Raw genomic sequence first — 22,082 nt, forward strand, 5'->3', positions numbered from 1 at the left:
GCAACAATTAACGACTATCTATTTCCTAACTTTTCAAACAACTGAGCTACTTTCTGTAAATCTTTATCCCCAGGCGCACGTTCTACTCCACTAGATAAGTCAATGCCTGTGGGTTTTACTTGACTTAAAGCTTCTAAAATGTTATCGGGTGTAAGTCCTCCAGCTAAAAACCAAGGGCGACTGGGCTGGAAATTTTGTAGTAGTTGCCAATCTAAAGTTTTACCAGTACCACCTAACTGCTGCGGATGATAGGCATCAAGTAACAGTGTATCTACAAAGAGATTATAGACAGCTGCTTTGTCAAAATCTGTGGCTGTGCGTATTCTCAACGCTTTAATAATTTCTACCTCAGGCAGAGACTCACGCAACTGCTGACAAAATTCTGGTGATTCATCTCCATGCAACTGCACTCCGGTTAAACCACCATCAACAACAGCCTGCTTGATTTTTTCAGGAGGCGTGTTAGCAAATACACCTATGCTGTCAACTTTGCTGGGCAGTTTTTCTACTACAGCCTGAATTTGTTTGATAGTAACATAACGCGGGGAAGTAGTAACACAAATAAATCCCAATGCTGTTGCACCCAAATCAGCGATCGCTTTTCCCTGTTGTGGTTGCGTGATACCGCAAATTTTAATCCGCATAAAAATTTTCGAGATTTTTCCTAATACAAAAAGTTAATTTTTCCCTAGCAATCTTATAATTTGTGTGGTCTACACCAAAATTTTTCTATAGGAGACAAAAGCCTGATGTCATCAATCTTACTAGCAGCCGCAGCCACAGTTCCTCCTACACCCGAGTGGAGTCCCAAAGTGGCGCTGATTATTAGCATCAGCTGTTTGGTGGCTGTTTTGCTAAGTTTCAGGATTGAAAAGCCCAAAGTCGGTCCAAAAATGCCTGGACTACCTTTAAGCATTCCTACCTTTGTCGCTGCGATGGCTTTTGGTCATGTCATTGGCGTTGCCATTGTTTTGGGATTGACAAATATCGGTAAGATTTAGCTAGATCTAAATTCGGAATTTCCAATTCCAAATACACAATTGTTTCGGTCATCCTAACCAAGGAAAGAGGATTTAACCTCTCCAGGGAAAGAGGATACCCCACTTAATTGGATAGAGCATGGACATGGCTGTAGAGATGCGGGGTTTCATAGGGGATTTCGCCTTTCTACAGCTAAATAATTTATTCATGTAGGAGAAACAATTGTGATGTCATCAATTTTATTTGCAGTTCAAAGCACTGTTCCCAATACCTACACTTCATGGGGCTTGTCGGAATTTTTGTACATTACTGGTGCTTGTCTGTTGTGTCTTTTGATTATTCCCCGCGTTGTTTGGTATCCTCACGTCGGTCCAGAAATGCCCTTACCTTTCCCTTCAGTTTTCAATAATCCTAGTGTTGCTACATTCCTGGCTGCGATGGCTGCTGGTCACATCCTTGGTGTTGGTGCAGTTTTGGGGTTGACTAACTTGGGTATCCTGTAGGTTTTGGTTATACTACAAGCAATACATCAAGCAGCAGATGTTTGAGCTTTGGGAAAGGCTTTGTCTGCTGTTTTTGTTTGTGTGTTTATGTGCTTGACTGGAATTGTCTATTCTAGAAATTGGGTAAGTCAATAACATAGATGTATTTTCGTGGTGGCTGTTAGTCGATAGTGGTTAGTAGTCAGTGGTATGAAAGGGAACAGGGAACAGAAGGTTTGGGATGGGGTTTTAAATCCCTATAGAAGAAAGATAACCAACAACTAAAAACTAACAACTAACCAATGTACAGACGTGCCATGGCACGTCTGTACAACTACTAACAAATCTTAATAATCTAGGAAATAAAAATGCAAACAAATACAAATTGGCGAATAGGATCTTTATTCGGGATTCCTTTATTTTTAGACCCCTTGTGGTTTTTGATTCTAGGGTTGGCAACCCTGAACTTTGGTGTAGCTTATCAGGAATTAGGAACAGTTTGGGCTTGGAGTGCAGGAGTAGTCATGGCACTACTGTTATTTACTTCGGTATTGTTACACGAGTTGGGCCACAGCTTGGTGGCGCGATCGCAAGGCATTAAAGTAAATTCCATTACTTTGTTTTTATTTGGCGGGATTGCTGCTATTGAAGAAGAATCTAAAACACCTGGTAAAGCCTTTCAAGTAGCGATCGCTGGGCCAGCAGTTAGCATTGCCTTATTTGTGCTGCTACATCTAGGGACTGATGTATTACCTGAAACAAGTGCGCTACGAATGATGATAGGAGATTTAGCGAGAATAAATTTAGTATTAGCCTTATTTAATCTGATTCCTGGCTTACCTTTAGATGGAGGACAGGTGTTAAAAGCAGCTGTATGGAAAGCTACAGGCGATCGCTTTCAAGCTGTACATTGGGCAGCAAAAACAGGACAAATTTTAGGTTATGCTGCGATCGCCCTGGGCTTGGCAGTAGACTATTTTACAGGCGAGTTAGTTACAGGTTTATGGATCGCCCTGTTGGGTTGGTTTGGTATCCGCAACGCCACTACTTATGATCGGGTCACCATTTTGCAAGAAACCTTGCTGAAGTTGAAAGCAACTGATGCTATGACTCGTGATTTTCGCATAGTCGATGCGAACCAAACCTTACGTTCCTTTGCCGACTTATACTTATTAGAAACGAATCCTACACAGATTTATTTTGCTGAGTCTGATGGACGTTATCGGGGTATGGTAGCCATTGATGACTTGCGAACAGTAGAAAGAAGCGAGTGGGAAACCAGGACTGTTGATGCGATCGTGCATCCCTTGACAGAAATTCCTAGTGTTGAGGAATCAACTAGTATCGCTGAAATCATTAACAAACTGGAAAAGGAACAGTTACCCTGCGTTACCGTGCTTTCGCCTGCGGGTGCTGTTGCGGGTATCATTGATCGAGGGGATATTGTCCGAACAGTAGCGCAAAATCTGGGTTTGCGGATCACTGATGCTGAAATTAAGCGAATTAAAGACGAAGGAAGTTATCCCCAGGGGTTGCAATTGCAGCTGATAGCCAAGTCAACGATAAATTAATGGTGATCAGTGATCAGTTAGATAACTATTTACGCTTAATGTGAATTAAAATTTTGATAATCGAACACAGATGAACACCGATGAACACAGATATATTATCGGTATGCATCGTTGAACCCCTGCCTTAAGCCGCCCTTGGAGGCGTCTGCGTTAATTAAATCAAACTCTGGACAATTACCAAAAAACCTTGCTTGTTTCCTCTTAACAATTAGCCGCTTTTTGAGTTAGCCACTCATACCAATTTTCTAGCCCAGTTCCGGTCAATGCTGAAACTTGAAAAATCTGAATTTGAGGATTGACCTGCTGGGCATATTCTATACATTTTTGCACATCAAATTGGATGTAAGGCAGCAAGTCAATTTTAGTGAGAAGCATAACTTCACTAGCGCGGAACATGTGAGGATATTTGATAGGTTTGTCTTCTCCTTCTGTGATAGAGAGAATTACGACTTTGAGGTTTTCTCCTAAATCAAATAATGCTGGACAAACTAAATTACCAACATTCTCAATCATCACAACTGAATTTAGTGGTGGATTGAGTTGTTGTAATCCCTTTTCGATCATGGCTGCATCAAGATGACAGCCTGTACCTGTGTTAATTTGGATAACTTTGCAGCCTGTAGCTTGAATTTTTTTGGCATCGTTGACAGTTTCTTGATCGCCTTCTATAACGCTAATATTTAACTGTTTTTTTAAATCATTGATAGTACGAGTTAAGAGGGTGGTTTTCCCCGCACCTGGAGAACTCATGAGATTTAATGCAAGAATGTTTCTGCCTTTAAACCAGCCGCGATTTTGGGCTGCTATTAAGTTATTTTTAGCTAAAATATCTTGTTCTAAAGATATTGTTGTGCCATGTATTTTAGCATGAATATGAGATGTGGTTTCGTGAGTATGGTCGTGACTGTGAGAATGAGTGATGACAGTACCATCTGCTAAAGTGTGGGTGTGAGTATGATGACTATGCCCATTAGTATCTATTGCCATAACTTGACTTGTTTCTAAATTAGAGATTTTGGCTTCATTATCATTGGAACAACCGCAATTTACACACATATTTCCTCTATTTCTATTTCTTTAATTTTCAATTCTTGACCAGCAATTAAGTGTATTTGCTGACTACCACATTGACACTGGCCAAAGGGTTGTGTGAGAGGAATTTCTGAACCACATTGGCAGCATTTTCCCAAACCTGATATTTCTAAAATTTCTAATTTCGCTCCTTCTAAAACTGTTCCTTGAGAACAAATATCAAAACAAAATCGGATTGCATCGGGCATGATGGCTGAAAGCTGACCTATTTCTAATAGTACCCGTTGCACTTTTAAACCGTGGGCATGTTCGACTATAATTGCTACGATATTTTGGGTAATGCTAAGTTCATGCATAAATTTTTTAATTTATTAATTAGCCCAAAGTTTCAATTTTTCGACCACCGTGCAAGGCGATGCACACAGATAATTTATCTGTGTTTATCTGTGTTCATCTGTGTTCGTTTTTTAAAATGTCTATATAACATAGCATTATTAACAAATGCGTGGTAATTGATCGCCAACAAGCATATCTACAATCCGTTCTGTACCAAAAATAGTTTTTAATAAAACGATACCTGGGGGGGAAGGAATAACTTCCCCGATAATGCAAGCATTTTTTCCAGCAGGGTGGGATTTCATTGCTGATAAAACTGTATCAGCATGTTCGTGTTTTACTACTACGACGAGTTTACCTTCATTAGCTAAATACAGCGGATCTAAACCTAAAATTTCGCAAACCCCTTGCACTTCTTCCCGAATTGGAATTGATTGTTCATGAAGGCGAATTGCAACATTAGAACTGAGGGCAAATTCATTTAATACGGTAGCTAAACCACCCCGTGTTGCATCCCGCATAGCATGAATTTCGGGACAAACATCAAGAATATTTTGGACTAAATCATGTAATGGTTGACAATCACTTTCTATATTCGTTTCTAATGCTAATTCTCCACGGGCGATGAGAATAGCTGTACCATGATTGCCTAATTCACCATTAATAATGATTACATCTCCGGGTTGAATATAATGGGCAGAAATAGAAACACCTGCACGAATGACGCCAATACCAGTTGTGTTAATAAACAGCTTATCGGCTGCACCACGATGTACAACTTTTGTGTCACCAGTGACAATTTGTACACCAGCTTGATTGGCTGCAATTTGCATACTGGTAACAACACGCCTTAATGTTTCTATTGATAAACCTTCTTCTAAAATAACGCTACAACTAAGATATAAAGGCTTAGCACCACTCACAGCCAAATCATTTATCGTACCATTAACAGCTAATTCTCCAATATCACCACCAGGAAAAAATAAAGGATCTACAACATAAGAATCAGTTGTAAAAGCCAGTCTATCTCCTTGTTGGAGAAGACTCGCTAAATCAAAAGTTGCTTGGTCTTCTAATTCTGCAAGAATTGGATTATCAAACCTACTAACAAAAACATCATCAATTAAATCGCGCATAGCTTTACCACCGCTACCATGGGCGAGAGTGATGTTTTGATCATGTATTTTTCCTCTGTGACGGCGGATTTTTTCAATTTTTTGAAACAGAGAAATTTGGGAGGAATTAGCAGACGAAAAATTCATATAATTAGTTGTGAGTTGGTGGTTGGTTTTTGGTTGTTAGTGGTCACTTATCTTCACCTTCAAGCAGCAGTGTATCCACCATCAAAAAATAAAATAGCACCAGTAACATAAAAACCTGCATCAGAAGCTAAAAAAACCAATGGACTAATTAATTCCTCTGGCTTACCACAACGTGCCATTGGTGTAAAATTGACAATTTGTTTTTGCTTTGTCAAAATTGCGATCGCCAACAATCACCTTCACACCAAGATCAGCCAAACCCACAGACAGCCCTATTTTCCCTTCCTTCTTTGTGTACTTCGCGTCTTCGCGGTTCGTCCAAAAAAGATATTCTGCAATTCGCTAAACCCCCACCCCCTCTCTCCCAACCATAGAAAAACGACCATATTTGTAATAAGCTGCACACGCACCCTCCGAAGACACCATACAAGTACCAATTGGTGTTTCCGGCGTACAAGCAGTACCAAACACCTTGCACTCCCAAGGCTTCATCACACCCTTGAGAATTTCTCCACACTTACAAGCCTTATGATCTGCTACTTTCAAATTAGGAATAATAAACTTTAACTCAGCATCAAACTGAGCATATTCAGAACGAATTTTTAACCCAGAATAAGGTATATCACCCAAGCCACGCCACTCAAAAAATTCTCTTATTTCAAACACCGTATTCATAGCAGTTAATGCCAATTGATTACCCCGATTTTCTACCAATCGGCGATATTGATTTTCAACTTCGCAGCGCTTTTCTACTAACTGTCGTAATAGCATCCAAACTGATTGGAGAATATCTAAAGGTTCAAACCCGGAAATGACGACTGGCTTGTGATATTGTTGAGAAATAAATTGATAAGGTTCAGTACCAATTACCATACTGACATGTCCAGGCCCGACAAATCCATCGAGTTGTAGATCAGGATTATCTAACAGTGCTTGTAAAGCAGGAATCACAAGAACGTGATTACAAAATAAGCTGAAGTTGTGAATATTTTCTGCGGATGCTTGGAGGATGGTAAAAGCAGTGCTAGGGGCTGTAGTTTCAAAACCTAAGGCAAAAAATACAACTTCTTTGTTAGGGTTTTCTTTGGCAATTTTTAGGCTATCTAAGGGCGAGTAAACCATGCGGATATCTGCACCTGTTGCTTTCGCTTGCAGCAGACTCGTTTGAGAACCAGGAACCCGCATTGCGTCACCAAAGGTAGCAAAGATGACACTAGGATGTTGGGCGATCGCGATCGCATCATCTAACCTACCCTTGGGCATAACGCACACCGGACAACCAGGCCCATGAATCAATTCTATTGACTTGGGTAGGACTGCTTCGATGCCATACTTAAATATAGAATGGGTATGACCGCCGCATACTTCCATAATTTTAATTTGTTTACCTAACTGGCAAGATAATTTTTCTATTTGCCAAGCTAGTGCTTTAGCTTTATTAGAATCACGAAACTCATCTACATATTTCATATGAATATTGGTTGGTGGATGGTAGTTGTTTGTTGGTTGTTCCAAACAACAACCAACAATCAACAATCAACAATTTGCGATTTCTTGCAGCATCTGCAAGGTTTCTAATGCTTCTTTTTCATTAATCCGATTCATAGCAAAGCCAACATGAACTAATACCCAGTCACCAATGCAAGATTCGGGAGGATGTTGTTCATCAACTATACAAGCAATGTTAATTTGGCGTTTGACACCAACGATGTTGACTATGGCTAGTTTATGATTTTGGTCTGTGATTTCGATGATTTGACCGGGAATGCCTAAGCACATTGTTGATTTTCCTGTTTAATGAACCGCGAAGAACGCAAAGAACGCAAAGAAGAAAGAGTAAGATGATATAATATAGTTATTTGTTAACAGTTTTAGCGGCTACAATTATTGCTTGCCCTAGTGATAATCCGCCGTCATTGCAGGGAGTTAGGCTGTGAGTTAGTGTGTTGATGCCTGAATTTTTGAGATATTTAGTCAGTTGTTCTAATAAGATAAGATTTTGGAATACTCCTCCGCTTAAGACGACTGTTTTAATGTGACGATGTTGACACAATGAAGTAGCTAATTTCCCAATGGCTTGAGCTAAACCGATGTGAAACTTTGCAGCTATGACTCCTGGAGAAGTTTGCTGCTGTAAGTCCTTTAATAAGGCTTGCCACATCGGTTTTGGGTCTATACAGTAAATATTATCTAAAATGTTAATTTCAAAAGGATAGTTTTGTTTTTCTTTATATTTATTTAAGATATTCTTATCAACTAAAGCTTCCATTTCCATTGCTGCTTGTCCTTCATAGTTACATTCTTCTCGGCATATACGGATGCTAGCAGCTACAGCATCAAATAAACGTCCTGCGGAGGAAGCTAAGGGGGAATTGATTTTTTTTGATATTAGTTGATTGAGGAGTGTGAGTGGTTTATGGTTGAGAAATTTAATTATTTCTAAATTACCATATTTTCTTATGATTTCTTCCCAAGAAAATGCTGATATTAATTGAGCATAAGTGTTACGCCAAGGTTGGTAAATAGCTTGTTCTCCACCAATCATGGCTACTGGTTTAAATGTTGCTAATCGCTGAAACTGGTGATAATCTGCTAAGAGAAATTCACCTCCCCAAATTGTGTTATCTTCACCATAACCTAAACCATCTAAGGCGATACCTAATACAGGTGGTGAATCTAGAGGAAGATGATTTTCGGCCATGCAAGCGGCAATATGGGCGTGATGATGTTGGGTAGAATAAATAGGAATTTGATGAGTAAATCCTAGTTCTTGACCGAGTTTTGTAGATAGATATTCAGGATGTTTGTCAATGGCGATCGCTTCTGGTTGATGCTCGAACAAGTTTAAGTATAAATTGAGGGTGTTTTGATAGGCTGTAAAGGTGGCTGCATTTTCTAAATCTCCCAAATGTTGAGATAAAATTGCTTGTCCATCCTTTAATAAACAAAAGGTATTTTTTAACTCGCCACCCATTGCTAAAATTGCAGGAGAATGCTCAAATCCAGGTGGTAATTTAATCGGTGCTGGTGCGTAGCCTCTGGCGCGACGAATGGTTTGTAATTGCTCACCAACTAAGCGCACTACTGAATCATCTACGCGGTTAACAATCTCTCGGTTATGTAACAGGAAATAATCAGCTATTTGGCTTAGTTTCTCTCGCGCTTCATCATTATCAATACATTGTGGTTCATCAGAAATATTGCCACTTGTTAAAACAATTGGGCGGTTCATGCGCTTGAGAATTAAGTGATGTAAAGGCGTGTAAGGTAGCATGAAGCCAAGGGTATTTTGTCCTAGGGCGACGTAGGGGGAGATGGGGGTGTGGGGGGAGTGTGAGGTATGAGGAGTATGAGGAGTATGAGGAGTGTTTGGTTCTTTTTTCTGCAACAAGACAATCGGTGCGGCGGAACTTTGTAATAATTCTCTTTCTTTGTCGCTGACAATGCAGTATTTCTCTATGATTTCTAAATCCCGCGCCATTAAAGCGAAGGGTTTGTGATATCGTTGTTTACGCTGGCGGAGTTTTTGCACAGCTGTTTCATTTGTAGCATCGCAAGCTAGATGAATTCCACCGATACCTTTGATGGCGACAATTTCGCCTCTCTGCAATAAAGTACACACAGCATCGACATCATCCAACATGGAAAACATTGAAGCTGTAATTGGTTTACCATCAGCACGTTCTAATGTTGCTTTTGGGCCACAGACATGACAAGCTACAGGTTGGGCATGAAAGCGACGGTTTTCGACATCGTTATATTCTTTCATACACTCTGCACACATGGCGAAAGTTGCCATGCTGGTATTAATGCGATCATAAGGAATAGCACGAATAATACTCAACCGGGGACCGCAATAAGTACAATTTGTGAAGGGATAGCGATACCAGCGACTATAAAAATCAAATATTTCTGATCGACATTGGGAACAAGTAGCAGCATCAGGGGAAATTTCCGTTTTGACAGCACTACTGATACTATGAGCAATCACAAAATCATGGAAGAAAAATTCTTTTTCATAACGCTTGCGTGTGAGTTGATTAATTCTTGCTAATGGTGGGCATTCTTGCTGTAATCTTTTGATAAATTCTTCTATAGATTCATCAGTTCCAGAAGCACGAATTAAAACACCTTCACCATCATTACAAACATCACCACGCAACCCACAAGCCTTTGCGAGTCGATATACAGTCGGGCGAAATCCTACCCCTTGAACAGTACCGCGAACCCTAATTTCTTCAGTAGTCATTTTGCATAATTCAAAGATATAGATAAACACAGATGCACACGATAAATCATCTGTGTTTATCTGTGTGCATCCGTGTTCGTTGTTGTAAAGGTAGTGTTGGTGATTTTACTAGTTCATGATAAAGCAATACCCCGTAAACCACTTCATCTTGAACAGCATTACGCAAAGCTGATAATGACTCTTGTTTAACACTTTTAATTAAACGAGTTAAAGCTTCTTTATGTAAATCTTCAATAGCACGTTTTAAGCCTATAGCTACGCACCTTTGACTCTCTTCCCACTCAGATATTATTGCTTCAAAACGGCTAATTTCTTCTACTAACTCTTCTAGTGAAATCATTATACATTGGTTAATTATTGATTGTTAGCTAGAGTGCAATACAGTTTAGTGAAGCAATATTCCCTTCTCCTTCTTCTTTCTCTGTGTCCTCTGCACCTGGTGCAGTTCATTAGAAAAAATAACTTTGACAAAGAGTGCTAGCCTTAACCGAACTGTATTGATTTATAGTGCATGATAGCAAAGCCGTAACTTGGTGACTTTGTGCCTTGGTGGTAAAAAATCTTAAACCACCAAGACACCAAGACACAAAGAGTTTCTATATGTTCTGGTGTACGCAGTTCATGTTAGCTACTCACAATCAAAAACTCATTTCATTTTGAAATCTTGCAGCAAGAAAGGCATAATAGTACCCGTCGTGACGCTAGATAATATTACTGTTAGCCATAAGGGAAAATGCAAGAATAACGGTATTATTAGTAACAATAAACCTATGGCAGCACCAATAGCCGTTTGCTGCCAAAAATACCGCGGATCACGTATGAGTTTACCCTTGAGAAATAATTTAGCAGAAAACCAGCCGATCTCTAACATAAAACCTCCTAAAACTTAGGACAAAAATTCAAAAGTAACAATCCTAATACCATAGCTGGAATGACACCCGCAGGGGCAAATAATCCACCGATGGTAGCAGCAAATTTATAACCTAATTCTTCTCCGGCTAAAAGTATGCCACCAATTGCACCACCTACTACAGATAATCCAGTTGCTGTGATTAACCAGATCAATCCTGTAAGTAGGTTAATATCACCTGATGCTAAGGTTGTAAGTAAATTTGTCATAGTTTATTCTCCTGATAATTCATAGTTCTGCCAATACTTGGGCTACTGCTTGTGCTTTCTCTATTTGTCCATACTGAGTAAAAATTTCCCAAGCTTGTTGATAGTAATTACGCGCTTGTCTGAAGTTTTGTCGATTACCTGTTTCTGGTTTACTCAAGTCGTCGGGTAAATTAAGTAAAGCGTTGGCTTTGTTAGCAATGGTGTTAGCGTATTCTATTGGTGTATCTTGGAGATTACGCACTTTTAATGCTTGATCATAAGCTGCGATCGCTCGCACTAAATTATCCAAGGGATGAGATGATGGTAAGTATTGCAGGGCATTGCCTAAATTATTCTGCAACATCCCATATTCCCTGGGATGATCAATGATATTAATGTGTTTGAGTGCAGCCTCAAAAGTTTGTACCGCTAAGCCTTCAAATAAATATTGTTGCTGCAAACCTCCTGACATCGAAAGGTAGGCGATCGCAATATTGTTATGTAAAATTGCATATTCCTGTGGATAATTTTCCCAGGTGAATACTCCCAAAGCCGCTTGATATACCTGGATGCTATCTTCGATTTTTGCCATGTTGAATGGTACTAAAGATTGTAGCACTAAGCCGTAATTCATTTGGGCTTCTGCCACTTCTTCAGATGAGGCAAATTCTTGTAAAATTGGTAATGCTTCCGTGTATAATACTTGTGCTTGTAATAACAATTCTTCTGTGTCTTGGGGTATTGACTGTAACGCCCCAGCCCTTCCTACTTTTGCCCGCGCTTTTAGTAAAAAGTAATCTTCACCACATAAATTTTCTGCTTCTTGATATAGGGCGATCGCATTCCACAAATCTTGAGCAGTTTTTGTTTTTTTGACAAAACCATGTGCCATCTGAATTAGCATCTCAATTTTATCTTTTGTTGATGCTGACTCAGAAGCAATAGCAGCGATCGCTGCTTTGGTGGCAGTATCTGTAATAGTTTGTTTCATGGCAGATGTAAAGTTGGCAAAAGCAAGAAAACTCTTTTATCCTTGCGTCTTTGTGCTTTGGTGGTTCAAGATGATTTTTAACCACTAAGACACTAAGACACTAAGTGTTTTCATGTTAGCTAGGTGCAATCAATAATAATGATCAAAGTTTTTGATTGTTGATAACTTGTTTATGGACATCGCATTTGGGTTAAAATATCCGACTTGATGGAAAAATCTCTTGGTTAATGCTTTGTCCCTACTATTAATTGTTTAATTTTTTTTGATTTTGTCAAGTGCAAAATTTATAAAATAGACTTGCTGTCTATACGTAAATATTATGTTAGTTTTACTGCTTATCTAAAGCTTAAGATGTTATTAATATGATAATTTAATCACTGATTTGAGTATCCCTCTTCAGTTATAATCTCTTGTTTGTAATTATAAAATTTAGAGTTTGGCATTTTTAATATAGTGAATTTTACTGAATTAAATGATATTTAAAGCAACTGGATATTCTGTATTTTTTCTTACTAAAGAGCTAGATTATAAGTTCTAATTGGTTTTGTTTAATACTTTAATTTTTTTTAAATATAATATTATTGGAAAGAAAAGTATTTGATATTGGAAGATAAACGAGATTTCACAGGTAAAACTCTACAAATCTCGCTATAGCCTTTTGGATAGGGGAAAGGTTAAGGAATTAATAGGTAAAAGTTCTTCTGTTCCTGATTCCTCAACTTCTGCAACAAGTCTATTGTCAACAATACAAACACGCGGCCAATGACTAACGTATTATGGCTACAAGGTGGCGCCTGTTCAGGTAACACCATGTCATTTTTAAATGCAGAAGAACCAACTGTCTGCGATTTAATTTCTGACTTTGGTATCAACCTACTGTGGCATCCTTCTTTGGGGCTAGAATTAGGAGAAAATTTGCAAGGGATGTTGTGGAATTGTGTGTTAGGTAAAATCCCTGTAGATATTTTGGTATTTGAAGGTACGGTAGTTAATGCCCCTAATGGTACGGGAGAATGGAACCGCTTTGCCCATCGTCCGATGAAAAATTGGGTTAGTGATTTAGCAAAAGTAGCTAAGTATGTGGTTGCAGTCGGCGACTGTGCTACTTGGGGAGGAATTCCTGCTATGGACCCTAATCCTAGCCAATCCCAAGGTTTACAATTTCTCAAACGGCAAAAGGGTGGGTTTTTAGGGGTAGATTACCGTTCCAAAGCTGGATTACCTGTAATTAATATACCTGGATGTCCTGCTCATCCCGACTGGATAACGCAGATATTAGTTGCGATCGCCACAGGTCGCATTGGCGATATTACCCTTGACGAATTCCATCGTCCCCAAACTTTCTTCAAAACCTTTACCCAAACTGGTTGTACTCGCAACATTCATTTTGCCTATAAAGCTACAACTGCCGAATTTGGTCAACGTAAAGGTTGTCTATTCTACGACTTGGGTTGTCGTGGTCCGATGACTCATTCTTCCTGTAACCGGATTTTGTGGAACCGCGTTTCTTCCAAAACTCGTGCTGGAATGCCTTGTTTGGGTTGCACCGAACCAGAATTTCCCTTCTTTGACCTTAAACCGGGAACGGTATTTAAAACCCAAACTGTTATGGGAGTTCCCAAAGAACTACCGCCAGGGGTGAAGCAGAAAGACTATGCCTTACTCACCGTAGTGGCAAAAGACACCGCCCCAACTTGGGCAGATGAAGACTTTTTCTTAGTTTAGGTAATGGGTAATGGGTAATAGGTAATGGGAAAGAAAACCATCAATTACCCTTACGGGTTCGCCAGTCGCTCATGGGGAAGTGGGGATTGGGGGCTAGGGGTCCCCTTTGGGGTTGGGGGAGGAAGCCCCTGTTCTGCGCGCTGACTCACCAATTACCAATTACCGATTAGCAATTACCAAAAGGATAAATTATGGGAACTCAAACATTAGACATCTCACCCGTCGGGAGGGTCGAAGGCGATTTAGATGTGCGGGTGGAAATCGAAGATGGTTATGTAGTCAACGCTTGGACTCATGCCGAACTTTTTCGAGGCTTTGAAGTGATTCTACGCGGTAAAGACCCCCAAGCTGGCTTAATTGTTACACCTCGTATCTGTGGAATATGCGGTGGTTCTCACCTCACTTGTGCATCTTGGGCATTGGATACGGCCTGGGAAACCGAAGTGCCGCGCAATGCAATTTTAGCTAGAAACCTCGGTCAAATCGTCGAAACAATTCAAAGTATACCCCGCTATTTTTACGGTCTATTTGCCATTGACCTCACTAACAAAAAATACCAAAATAGCCGCTACTATAACGAAGCTGTCCGCCGCTTTGCTGCCTTTACTGGCAAGCATTACGAAATTGGCGTGACTATTTCTGCCAAACCTGTAGAAATTTATGCCCTTTTGGGTGGTCAATGGCCCCATTCTAGTTACATGGTTCCTGGTGGCGTCATGTGCGCCCCCACCCTCACAGATATTACCCGCGCCTGGTCAATCCTAGAATACTTCCGCACTAATTGGTTAGAACCTGTGTGGTTAGGCTGTTCTTTAGAACGCTACGAAGAAATCCAGACCTATGATGACTTTATGGCTTGGTTGCATGAAAACCGTAACCATCGTCAGTCAGACTTGGGTTTCTACTGGCGCATGGGTTTAGATATTGGTTTAGATAAATTTGGTGGTGGTGTAGGTAAATACGTCACTTGGGGGTATCTACCCCATGAAGATAAATACCAAAAACCAACTATTGAAAACCGCAACGCTGCCATGATCATGAAGAGTGGGGTGTACGACAGTTACAGCGACACTCACACTTTGATGGATCATACCTTTACTCGAGAGAATACTACTCACGCCTGGTACGACGAAGGTACGGCAGATGTTCATCCCTTCGACCGCACCACCAACCCCACCACCAAAAATCACAAAGACTTCAACGGTGCTTATTCCTGGTCAAGTGCAGTACGCCACATCGAATATGGACGTTTAGAAGCTGGCCCCTTAGCACGACAATTGGTCGCAGGTGGCACACATGGCGAATCTTGGCAACATTATGATGGATTTATCCTTGATGTTTTCAAGCGTATGGGCGGCCCCAGCGTCCATGTCCGTCAGTTAGCACGGGTTCATGAAATTGTCAAGTTGTATCGTCAAGCCGAACGCTGTCTGCGGGAGTTTAAATTAAATGAACCTTGGTATATCAAACCCAAACAAAAAGATGGGCGCGGTTGGGGTGCAACAGAAGCAGCGCGCGGTTCCCTGTGTCACTGGGTAGAACTAGAAGATGGCAAAATCAAGAACTACCAGGTTATTGCACCGACAACATGGAACGTCGGGCCCCGGGACGCCGAACAAAAGCGTGGCCCCATTGAAGAAGCCTTGGTGGGTATACCCGTTGCTGATCCAGCTGACCCTATAGAAGTAGGTCATGTCGCCCGATCCTTTGATTCTTGCTTGGTGTGTACAGTTCACGCCCACGATGCCAAAACAGGTGAAGAGTTGGCGCGCTTCCGCACTGCTTAGAGAGGGTATGAGGGGTGTCAGGGGTATGAGGGGTATGAGAAGTATGAGGAGTATGAGAAGAAAAGACTTTTTATATTTCTCACACTCCCCACCTCCCCACCTCCCCATCACCCCACCTCCCTCCCACTCCCTACATCTATACAAAAGGAAAATTAGTGTCTAATTCAGAATTACATAATTATCTTCCTGGTCTTCCCGAGGCAGCGCTGCAAGAGTTCACACAATGGTGTGTGCTCGAACAAGCAACAGCAGCAGGATACGAATTCACCCCAGATCTAGTGAAGTTAGAAAACCTGGAAAGTGTAGATTATATTCAAGAATTGGTTGGTCAATTTGCTGATGCTACCAGGAAATCAATTGAAGGAAGTATGGCTATCTTAGTGGCAGGAAAACAAGCTGATACTCATGCTTTGCCTGGTATAGCAGCGATCGTTGATTTTATTTCTCTGTATGTCAAGTACTTAGTTCCGAAAGGTTCAAAAAATGAATTGCCACCTGATGAGAAGCTAGATTTAGCATCAAAAGAACAGTTTGAGCAGCTGTGTCAAATTGCCAAAAAATATAGTGTAGAAATCTAGGGAATACCAACAAATAAAAATCAATAGATCTCTTGCGAAAGTCTAATTAACCTCTCAGTCTCCCCGCTTCAATTACGGTGTACACACAAGTCTGAAATAGCTTATGAATGGTGGTTTTAGCCACTTTAACACTCCCCAATCTTGACTACGGTGTACACACAAGTGATTGAATTACTGCCAAATCCAGTACTGTAGAGTGTGTTGTTGCACAGCGCAGCGCACCATTTAGTGGTTTTCGGTGCGTGAGGACGTTCTGTCCATAACGCACCTTTCTATCTTATACCGTTTCACAAAAATCTTGATACAAATCCTCCACGCCAGGTGACGCCACGTGCAAAATACCTCTCAAACTCTCATTTCTTTATGATCTCCGTGTCTTTGTGGTTCGATGTTTGAGAACTGGTGCTTAAGTTCAACAGCAAAATCTTCTTAACCCGAACTGAGGTTAACCAACAAAAAGCTCTAAAGGTTCGATTTCAACCGCATATTCCTAAACCCGTAGAACCGGATGCGCTAGTGAACGCGATCGCCACTCTGGTAAATCACCAAGTGAGGCAGCACTTTTCGGAAGAAGCTAGCAAGAGTTTTCTTTGCTATAGGGTGAGTAATGCCCGGTGTGTTACACTCTTGTTTATTTACGTGAGCCGATTTTTTCTGCCTATTACCTATATCACCGCTAGAGGCGAAGCCTCGTAGTGTCGTGTACCCAAACTTTAACCAAGTTACAAAACAACAACTATCAACCAACAAATAAAAAAAGGGATAGGCGGTGTGCCTACCCCAAGGCAATAGCCTTAGAAAACCTAGCTATAGCTTAAGCTTTTCTTTGATGACTTTTGGTAAATTATCGGTAAAGATTAGGTTCCAGAAGTCCAAGAATTGATGTACTCGATTTGTTCTGGTGTTAGGGTGTCGATTTTAATTCCCATTGCCTGTAATTTCAACCGGGCAATTTCTTGGTCTACTTCGGTAGGAATGGCGTGAATACCGGGTTCTAGCTTGCCTTTATTCTTCACCAGGTATTCGCAACCAAGAGCTTGGTTAGCAAAACTCATGTCCATTACTGCACTGGGATGTCCTTCGGCAGCAGCAAGGTTAATCAAGCGTCCTTCACCCAAAACTACAACTGACTTGCCGTTTTGTAAGCGATATTCTTCGGTGAAAGGGCGGACTGTCTTGATTTCTGTGGCTTTAGCGCCCAAAGCTTTCAGGTCAATTTCAATATCAAAGTGACCAGAGTTACAGACGATCGCACCATCTTTCATTACGTCGAAATGTTCGCCGCGAATCACGTGCTTGTTACCAGTAACGGTAATAAACAAGTCGCCTAGCGGTGCTGCTTCTGCCATTGGCAGGACACGGAAACCATCCATTACAGCTTCAATCGCTTTGATGGGGTCAATTTCAGTGACAATTACGTTTGCACCAAGTCCCCGGGCGCGTAGGGCTGTACCTTTCCCACACCAGCCGTAACCAGCAACAACCAAAGTTTTACCAGCTAGCAGGATGTTTGTAGCGCGGATGATCCCATCCAGGGTTGATTGTCCTGTGCCGTAGCGGTTGTCAAAGAAGTGCTTGGTGTCGGCGTCGTTCACATTCACAGCTGGAAAACTGAGAACGCCATCTTTGAACATAGCACGCAACCGCACAATGCCTGTGGTGGTTTCTTCTGTTGTACCAATGATGTCTGCCAGTTGCTCTTGGCGTTCTTTTACGAGAGTGGCAACCACATCACAACCGTCATCAATAATAATGTTGGGACGGTGGTCTAAAGCGATTTGAACGTGGCGATTATAAGTTTCGTTGTCTTCGCCTTTAATAGCAAAGACGGGAATTTCGTAATCAGTGACGAGACAAGCAGCTACGTCATCTTGGGTGGAGAGGGGGTTGCTGGCAATCAACACAGCATCTGCACCACCAGCTTTCAGGGCAATTGCCAAATTTGCTGTCTCAGTTGTGACATGGCAGCAAGCTACAAGGCGAATGCCTGCAAAGGGCTTTTCTTGAGCAAAGCGATCGCGAATCTGCCGTAAAACTGGCATCTCACGTCCTGCCCATTCAATGCGCTGTCTTCCCAAGGGAGCGAGGGCGAGGTCTTTAACCTCGTGCTTTAATCGGGGAGATGTTGCGGTCATCAAATAGTTCCTCTATTCAAAGTAATAAAGTTACGTAAATTTTTACGCACTCTACTAGATTATTCCAAGACTACCGAATTCAACCAGAATTTTTGTGAAAATAGGCAACAGCGATGGGGAGGTGGGGAGTGGCGTGGAGTGTGTAGACGGGCTTTGCGCGGCTTAAGGTAAGGGTGGAGTGTGAGGAGAATAATATAGTAACTAGTAACTAATTCCCTTTGTCCTCATTACCTTTCCCTGTTCCTTTTCAGCCGTTGAGCTTGCGTAGAACAAAAATAATTTTGAAAAAAGAATAAACTTCCTCTAAAGTAAATAGGGGTAAATACTCAACTGTAGACAGGTATAATCACTGAAATAGATTTGGCAGTATGGATTTAATCAGTGATCAGTTATCAGCTATCAGTTATCAGTTATCAAATTAAATTACTCACTGATTACTGATTACTGTTTACTGTACCCTACGGGAAGCCTATGAGCGCGTCTACACTGTTCACTGTTTACTGATAAAGGAGGTATCCATTGCGCTCTCGATTCGTAGCGACGATCGCTTTCTCTTCAATAGTCGTTACTGTTGGAGTAATGCCACAAGCTACAGCGCAGATTCCCTTTATACCCAACCTGCAACCCCCGAATTTGCGGACTAGTGAATCGGATAGCAGAACAGTTACAGGCTGGGTTTATTTGGATGGTAAGCGTTTATTTCAGATCACTGCACCAAGAGCGAACTTTACGGAGCGTTTAGAGAATATCCAGGAAAATATCAATCAAATTAGTCAAGAATACTTTCAAAATCCACATGCAAAACTGGATGTGCAAGTTAAGACCGAAAACGGATTGCCAGTAATTTATGTCAACAACCGACAGTTAATGACTATTACTGACCAAGATGCAAGACTACGACAAGTAGATGCTTGGACATTAGCAAATCAAATCTCCCAAAGCTTACGAGAACAACTAGAACAGGCAAAACAAGAGCGAGAACCAGAGTTTTTAGTCCGTCAGGGTGCAATTGCTGTTGGATGTGGACTAAGTATCCTTGCCATTAGTTGGGGACTGACTCGTTGGAAAAACCGCTCACAAAGGACTTTTATCCAACAGCAACTAGCTTCTACCGCTTCACCAACAGCTAGACCAATTACAACACAGCTAAATCAACAGCAACAACGCCATATCCAAGAAGTCACAAAACGGTTGTATCAGATCGGCCAAGTAGGTATTTGGGCAGGCGGAGCATTATTTATCCTGGGTTTGTTTCCCCATACGCGATCGCTCCAGTTAGGAATTTTCCTCGGTTTACAGTTTCCTGTGATCTTAGGTGCTGTAGCAATTGGAACTTATGTATCGGTGCGTTTGAGCTATTTACTTATTGATCGTTTCACCTCTGCTTTTGTTAGTAGTAGTGCTTTACTGACTCCAGAAACTTCTGAACGTCTACAACTACGAGTTTCTACGATTTCTGGTGTAACAAAAAGTATAGTTACTATTGTCTGCGTGGGGGTGGGTATTCTATGTGCGCTGCTGGCTTTAGGTATAGACGTTGTTCCTTTGTTAGCCGGTGCTGGTTTAGTTGGTGTGGCTGTATCTCTTGCTTCCCAAAACTTGATTAAAGATGCGATTAACGGCTTTTTGATCATCCTAGAAGACCAGTACGCTTTAGGTGATGTCATTTCTGTGGGGACTGTAGGAGGTTTAGTAGAAAATCTGAATCTGCGGATGACTCAAGTTCGAGATGCAGAAGGACGCTTGATCACCATTCCTAACAGTGAAATTAAAATCGTCGCTAACCTCTCGAGTCGTTGGTCACGCGCTGATTTAACTGTTCCGGTTGACTACAAAACTGATATTGATGAGGCTTTGAATTTAATTAAGAAAGTCGCCATAGAAATGGATGAAGACCCCAAATGGCAACATCAAATTGTCGAAACACCCCAGGTTTTGGGGATAGATAACTTTGGCGATCGCGGTTTATTAATTCGTGTCTGGATCAAAACTCAGCCACTCAAGCAATGGGATGTCGCGCGAGAGTTTCGCCGCCGTCTCAAAATCGCCTTTGATCATGCCGGAATTTTTATTCCTGTCCCCCAACAAGCCATCTGGGTAAATGATGCTCAACTGTTAGTTAGTCCAGATTCAAGAGTCAGAGATCAACAGTCAAAAGTCAATGGTCATCAGTAGTAGTGGTTGATTGTTGGTTGTTGGTGGTTGGTTGCTAATGGTTAGAAATCATTTAACAGTGAGTCATAGAATTTGATAACTGATAACCAATTTATAGTACTTATGTACTATAATAGAAAAGGATTCACTCAGTCAAATGTGGAAAGGACAAAGGGGGAAGGATTTTAAATCCCCTTACCTTTTCCCTTTCCCGTTTTCTCCAACTAGACAGACTTCTGGAGATGGATCAAGGATTTGCCATATGATTAAGCACTATATTCTCAGCCTCAATCCAACAGCTAAACATGACTGGGATCGATGTATTCTACGTGATCCACTGACAGCCAAGCGTCCAGATCTTGCCAAACTAGTGGCTGAAGCTGTTGGCGCTGACACAGGTAGCTATTTGGTGAGTGTAAATATCGAAGTAAAAGTTTTAGAACAAGCTACTGTAGTTCAGACCGAACAATTATCCTTGAATGTTTCAGACGTCAACGAAAAGCCACAACTAAGGGAAGTAGCATAGTCATAATTGAACTACACTACCTATACTTAACTTATACTGTCCCGTAGCCTGGTAATGGGTAATGGGTAATTAAGATACTGATAATTTTCCAATGCCGGATGATCAACAGCGAAGCATAATATTGTAAGCAATTAGCCGAATTTGATATTACTTGAGCTCAATACTCTGGAAATTTATTTGTTGGTGGAGGAAAAAGTAGGTGCAAGATCTAAGTATGCTGAGAGTTAGGTAGGGATTGTATCTAGAATACTAAGGATACGAGGATTTTCTTGTTACTGTGAGCAGCCTGCTTTTGAGTTTTTCGGCTTATGACTCTGGGCAGGTTCAATATCAAGCAAGTATTGTTAATATATATAAAATAATTAAAATTTATCGTTTCATTTAAAATGCCGACTGCTTTAATTACAGGAGCCTCCAGTGGTATTGGCAGAGCCTTTGCTGAGGAGTTAGCCGCACAAAATCATAATCTTGTTCTTGTTGCTCGTTCAGAAGATAAATTAAACGAACTAGCCAACCAATTAAACCAAAAATATCAAATTCAAGTTGATGTAATAGCTAAAGATCTGACAGAACCAGGTGCTACTAATACTGTCTTTGAGTTTACCAAAGAAAAAGCATTGACAATTGATTTACTAATTAACAATGCCGGTTTTGGAGATTACGGAGACTTTGCCGAAACAGATGAAGAACGGCAAATTAAAATGGTAGAATTAAATGTTTTGACATTAGTAGATTTAACCCATAAATTTTTACCACTGATGCGACAACGACGTTCAGGTAGCATCATTAATATTTCTTCTATAGCTGCATTTCAACCGATACCATATCTTTCTGTTTATTCTGCTAGTAAAGCTTTTGTGCGTCATTTTAGTGAAGCATTGTGGGCAGAAAATCGTCAATATGGCATTCGCATTTTAGTTTGTTGTCCAGGCCCGACGGAAACAAACTTTTTTACAGAAGCAAAATTTCCGCCAGCAATTGTAAGTAAAAATACTCAATTATCAAGTTCAGAAGAAGTGGTAAAGGAAACTCTTAAGGCTTTGGAAAAAGGAGATTCTACTGTTGTAATTGGCGGATTTTCGACTCACTTGATTACCAAAGTAGCTAGTGTAGTTCCACGTGAGACTTTGCTAAATATTTTGGAAAAGCAGTTTAAAGCTTAAAAGTTTAAAAGT

General features: G+C 40.9%; 22 protein-coding genes and 1 pseudogene. 10 read left to right on the forward strand and 13 right to left on the reverse strand.

Going from position 1 to position 22,082, the window contains the following annotated elements; genetic code table 11:
• Positions 1-14: 14 nt before the first annotated feature.
• Positions 15-644, reverse strand: a complete 630-nt coding sequence (locus tag NIES592_RS06075; protein ID WP_073555199.1) for a phosphoribosylanthranilate isomerase — start codon at positions 642-644, stop codon at positions 15-17.
• Positions 645-749: 105 nt separating this feature from the next.
• Here NIES592_RS06075 and psaK point away from each other — a divergent pair, with 105 nt between their 5' ends.
• The 3 genes from psaK (at position 750) to NIES592_RS06090 (ending at position 3,034) form a co-directional block, all read left to right on the forward strand.
• Positions 750-1,001 (forward strand): photosystem I reaction center subunit PsaK, encoded by a 252-nt coding sequence (gene psaK, locus NIES592_RS06080; protein WP_062243603.1) that lies wholly within the window; start codon positions 750-752, stop codon positions 999-1,001.
• Positions 1,002-1,205: 204 nt separating this feature from the next.
• Positions 1,206-1,484, forward strand: coding sequence for a photosystem I reaction center subunit PsaK (locus NIES592_RS06085; protein WP_062243605.1), 279 nt, complete (start codon positions 1,206-1,208; stop codon positions 1,482-1,484).
• A gap of 347 nt (positions 1,485-1,831) precedes the next feature.
• Positions 1,832-3,034 carry a site-2 protease family protein gene (locus NIES592_RS06090; RefSeq protein WP_073555200.1) on the forward strand — a complete coding sequence of 401 codons (1,203 nt, stop codon included), beginning with the start codon at positions 1,832-1,834 and terminating at the stop codon, positions 3,032-3,034.
• 201 nt (positions 3,035-3,235) lie between these two features.
• Here the strand turns inward: NIES592_RS06090 and hypB are convergent, their stop codons facing one another.
• From hypB to NIES592_RS06145, 11 genes and pseudogenes are all read right to left on the reverse strand, one after another.
• Entirely contained in the window at positions 3,236-4,090 is an 855-nt protein-coding gene (gene hypB / locus NIES592_RS06095) for a hydrogenase nickel incorporation protein HypB (protein ID WP_062243611.1), read from the reverse strand.
• The gene (hypA, locus tag NIES592_RS06100; RefSeq protein WP_073555201.1) at positions 4,081-4,422 is read right to left on the reverse strand and encodes a hydrogenase maturation nickel metallochaperone HypA; all 342 of its coding nucleotides are present in this window, start codon (positions 4,420-4,422) and stop codon (positions 4,081-4,083) included. Before hypA ends, hypB begins: the two co-directional genes overlap by 10 nt.
• A 138-nt stretch (positions 4,423-4,560) precedes the next feature.
• On the reverse strand, positions 4,561-5,664 hold the full coding sequence (gene hypE / locus NIES592_RS06105) for a hydrogenase expression/formation protein HypE (protein WP_062243616.1): 1,104 nt from the start codon (positions 5,662-5,664) through the stop codon (positions 4,561-4,563).
• A gap of 59 nt (positions 5,665-5,723) precedes the next feature.
• Positions 5,724-5,879: an SDR family oxidoreductase gene (locus NIES592_RS06110; protein ID WP_231936342.1), complete on the reverse strand. Its 156-nt coding sequence runs from the start codon at positions 5,877-5,879 to the stop codon at positions 5,724-5,726.
• Positions 5,880-6,006: 127 nt separating this feature from the next.
• A complete protein-coding gene (gene hypD, locus NIES592_RS06115) occupies positions 6,007-7,134 on the reverse strand; it encodes a hydrogenase formation protein HypD (RefSeq protein WP_073555326.1) in 1,128 nt (375 codons plus the stop codon).
• A 66-nt stretch (positions 7,135-7,200) separates the two neighbouring features.
• Entirely contained in the window at positions 7,201-7,443 is a 243-nt protein-coding gene (locus NIES592_RS06120; RefSeq protein ID WP_073555202.1) for a HypC/HybG/HupF family hydrogenase formation chaperone, read from the reverse strand.
• 76 nt (positions 7,444-7,519) lie between these two features.
• Positions 7,520-9,913 (reverse strand): carbamoyltransferase HypF, encoded by a 2,394-nt coding sequence (hypF, locus tag NIES592_RS06125; RefSeq protein ID WP_073555203.1) that lies wholly within the window; start codon positions 9,911-9,913, stop codon positions 7,520-7,522.
• Positions 9,914-9,962: 49 nt separating this feature from the next.
• Positions 9,963-10,253 (reverse strand): annotated as a pseudogene (locus NIES592_RS06130) (NifU family protein); the annotation flags it as partial.
• Positions 10,254-10,559: 306 nt separating this feature from the next.
• Entirely contained in the window at positions 10,560-10,784 is a 225-nt protein-coding gene (locus NIES592_RS06135; protein ID WP_062243627.1) for a hypothetical protein, read from the reverse strand.
• Positions 10,785-10,792: 8 nt separating this feature from the next.
• Positions 10,793-11,032: a hypothetical protein gene (locus NIES592_RS06140; protein WP_073555204.1), complete on the reverse strand. Its 240-nt coding sequence runs from the start codon at positions 11,030-11,032 to the stop codon at positions 10,793-10,795.
• A 19-nt stretch (positions 11,033-11,051) separates the two neighbouring features.
• Positions 11,052-12,002 carry a hypothetical protein gene (locus NIES592_RS06145; RefSeq protein WP_073555205.1) on the reverse strand — a complete coding sequence of 317 codons (951 nt, stop codon included), beginning with the start codon at positions 12,000-12,002 and terminating at the stop codon, positions 11,052-11,054.
• Positions 12,003-12,764: 762 nt separating this feature from the next.
• Between NIES592_RS06145 and NIES592_RS06150 the strand changes: the two genes are divergently transcribed.
• From NIES592_RS06150 to NIES592_RS24385, 4 genes are all read left to right on the forward strand, one after another.
• Entirely contained in the window at positions 12,765-13,727 is a 963-nt protein-coding gene (locus NIES592_RS06150; RefSeq protein WP_062243635.1) for a hydrogenase small subunit, read from the forward strand.
• A 191-nt stretch (positions 13,728-13,918) separates the two neighbouring features.
• Positions 13,919-15,514, forward strand: coding sequence for a nickel-dependent hydrogenase large subunit (locus NIES592_RS06155; protein ID WP_073555206.1), 1,596 nt, complete (start codon positions 13,919-13,921; stop codon positions 15,512-15,514).
• 155 nt (positions 15,515-15,669) lie between these two features.
• Positions 15,670-16,092: a hypothetical protein gene (locus NIES592_RS06160; protein WP_073555207.1), complete on the forward strand. Its 423-nt coding sequence runs from the start codon at positions 15,670-15,672 to the stop codon at positions 16,090-16,092.
• Positions 16,093-16,494: 402 nt separating this feature from the next.
• A complete protein-coding gene (locus tag NIES592_RS24385; protein ID WP_143168343.1) occupies positions 16,495-16,788 on the forward strand; it encodes a hypothetical protein in 294 nt (97 codons plus the stop codon).
• A 161-nt stretch (positions 16,789-16,949) separates the two neighbouring features.
• Here NIES592_RS24385 and ahcY read toward each other — a convergent pair whose 3' ends face one another.
• Positions 16,950-18,227 (reverse strand): adenosylhomocysteinase, encoded by a 1,278-nt coding sequence (gene ahcY / locus NIES592_RS06165; protein WP_073555208.1) that lies wholly within the window; start codon positions 18,225-18,227, stop codon positions 16,950-16,952.
• A gap of 579 nt (positions 18,228-18,806) precedes the next feature.
• Here ahcY and NIES592_RS06170 point away from each other — a divergent pair.
• The 3 genes from NIES592_RS06170 to NIES592_RS06180 all read left to right on the forward strand — a co-directional run bounded on the left by NIES592_RS06170 (position 18,807) and on the right by NIES592_RS06180 (position 22,070).
• Positions 18,807-20,402, forward strand: a complete 1,596-nt coding sequence (locus tag NIES592_RS06170) for a mechanosensitive ion channel family protein (RefSeq protein ID WP_062243650.1) — start codon at positions 18,807-18,809, stop codon at positions 20,400-20,402.
• 241 nt (positions 20,403-20,643) lie between these two features.
• On the forward strand, positions 20,644-20,907 hold the full coding sequence (locus tag NIES592_RS06175) for a hypothetical protein (RefSeq protein ID WP_062243652.1): 264 nt from the start codon (positions 20,644-20,646) through the stop codon (positions 20,905-20,907).
• A gap of 386 nt (positions 20,908-21,293) precedes the next feature.
• A complete protein-coding gene (locus NIES592_RS06180) occupies positions 21,294-22,070 on the forward strand; it encodes an SDR family NAD(P)-dependent oxidoreductase (protein WP_062243655.1) in 777 nt (258 codons plus the stop codon).
• Positions 22,071-22,082: the final 12 nt, after the last annotated feature.

The sequence above is a fragment of the Fischerella major NIES-592 genome (assembly GCF_001904645.1).
In the GTDB taxonomy this organism is placed as follows: Bacteria; Cyanobacteriota; Cyanobacteriia; order Cyanobacteriales; family Nostocaceae; genus Fischerella; species Fischerella thermalis.

What these genes read in the sequence shown, in the direction of transcription:
- ahcY (WP_073555208.1), bottom strand. Translation starts at nt 18,227, where the DNA reads ATGACCGCAACATCTCCCCGATTAAAGCACGAGGTTAAAGACCTCGCC.
- hypA (WP_073555201.1), bottom strand. Translation starts at nt 4,422, where the DNA reads ATGCATGAACTTAGCATTACCCAAAATATCGTAGCAATTATAGTCGAA.
- NIES592_RS06155 (WP_073555206.1), top strand. Translation starts at nt 13,919, where the DNA reads ATGGGAACTCAAACATTAGACATCTCACCCGTCGGGAGGGTCGAAGGC.
- hypF (WP_073555203.1), bottom strand. Translation starts at nt 9,913, where the DNA reads ATGACTACTGAAGAAATTAGGGTTCGCGGTACTGTTCAAGGGGTAGGA.
- NIES592_RS06090 (WP_073555200.1), top strand. Translation starts at nt 1,832, where the DNA reads ATGCAAACAAATACAAATTGGCGAATAGGATCTTTATTCGGGATTCCT.
- NIES592_RS06145 (WP_073555205.1), bottom strand. Translation starts at nt 12,002, where the DNA reads ATGAAACAAACTATTACAGATACTGCCACCAAAGCAGCGATCGCTGCT.
- NIES592_RS06175 (WP_062243652.1), top strand. Translation starts at nt 20,644, where the DNA reads ATGATTAAGCACTATATTCTCAGCCTCAATCCAACAGCTAAACATGAC.
- psaK (WP_062243603.1), top strand. Translation starts at nt 750, where the DNA reads ATGTCATCAATCTTACTAGCAGCCGCAGCCACAGTTCCTCCTACACCC.
- NIES592_RS06140 (WP_073555204.1), bottom strand. Translation starts at nt 11,032, where the DNA reads ATGACAAATTTACTTACAACCTTAGCATCAGGTGATATTAACCTACTT.
- NIES592_RS06075 (WP_073555199.1), bottom strand. Translation starts at nt 644, where the DNA reads ATGCGGATTAAAATTTGCGGTATCACGCAACCACAACAGGGAAAAGCG.
- hypE (WP_062243616.1), bottom strand. Translation starts at nt 5,664, where the DNA reads ATGAATTTTTCGTCTGCTAATTCCTCCCAAATTTCTCTGTTTCAAAAA.
- NIES592_RS06180 (WP_062243655.1), top strand. Translation starts at nt 21,294, where the DNA reads ATGCCGACTGCTTTAATTACAGGAGCCTCCAGTGGTATTGGCAGAGCC.
- NIES592_RS06135 (WP_062243627.1), bottom strand. Translation starts at nt 10,784, where the DNA reads ATGTTAGAGATCGGCTGGTTTTCTGCTAAATTATTTCTCAAGGGTAAA.
- hypB (WP_062243611.1), bottom strand. Translation starts at nt 4,090, where the DNA reads ATGTGTGTAAATTGCGGTTGTTCCAATGATAATGAAGCCAAAATCTCT.
- NIES592_RS06170 (WP_062243650.1), top strand. Translation starts at nt 18,807, where the DNA reads ATGCCACAAGCTACAGCGCAGATTCCCTTTATACCCAACCTGCAACCC.
- hypD (WP_073555326.1), bottom strand. Translation starts at nt 7,134, where the DNA reads ATGAAATATGTAGATGAGTTTCGTGATTCTAATAAAGCTAAAGCACTA.
- NIES592_RS06120 (WP_073555202.1), bottom strand. Translation starts at nt 7,443, where the DNA reads ATGTGCTTAGGCATTCCCGGTCAAATCATCGAAATCACAGACCAAAAT.
- NIES592_RS06150 (WP_062243635.1), top strand. Translation starts at nt 12,765, where the DNA reads ATGACTAACGTATTATGGCTACAAGGTGGCGCCTGTTCAGGTAACACC.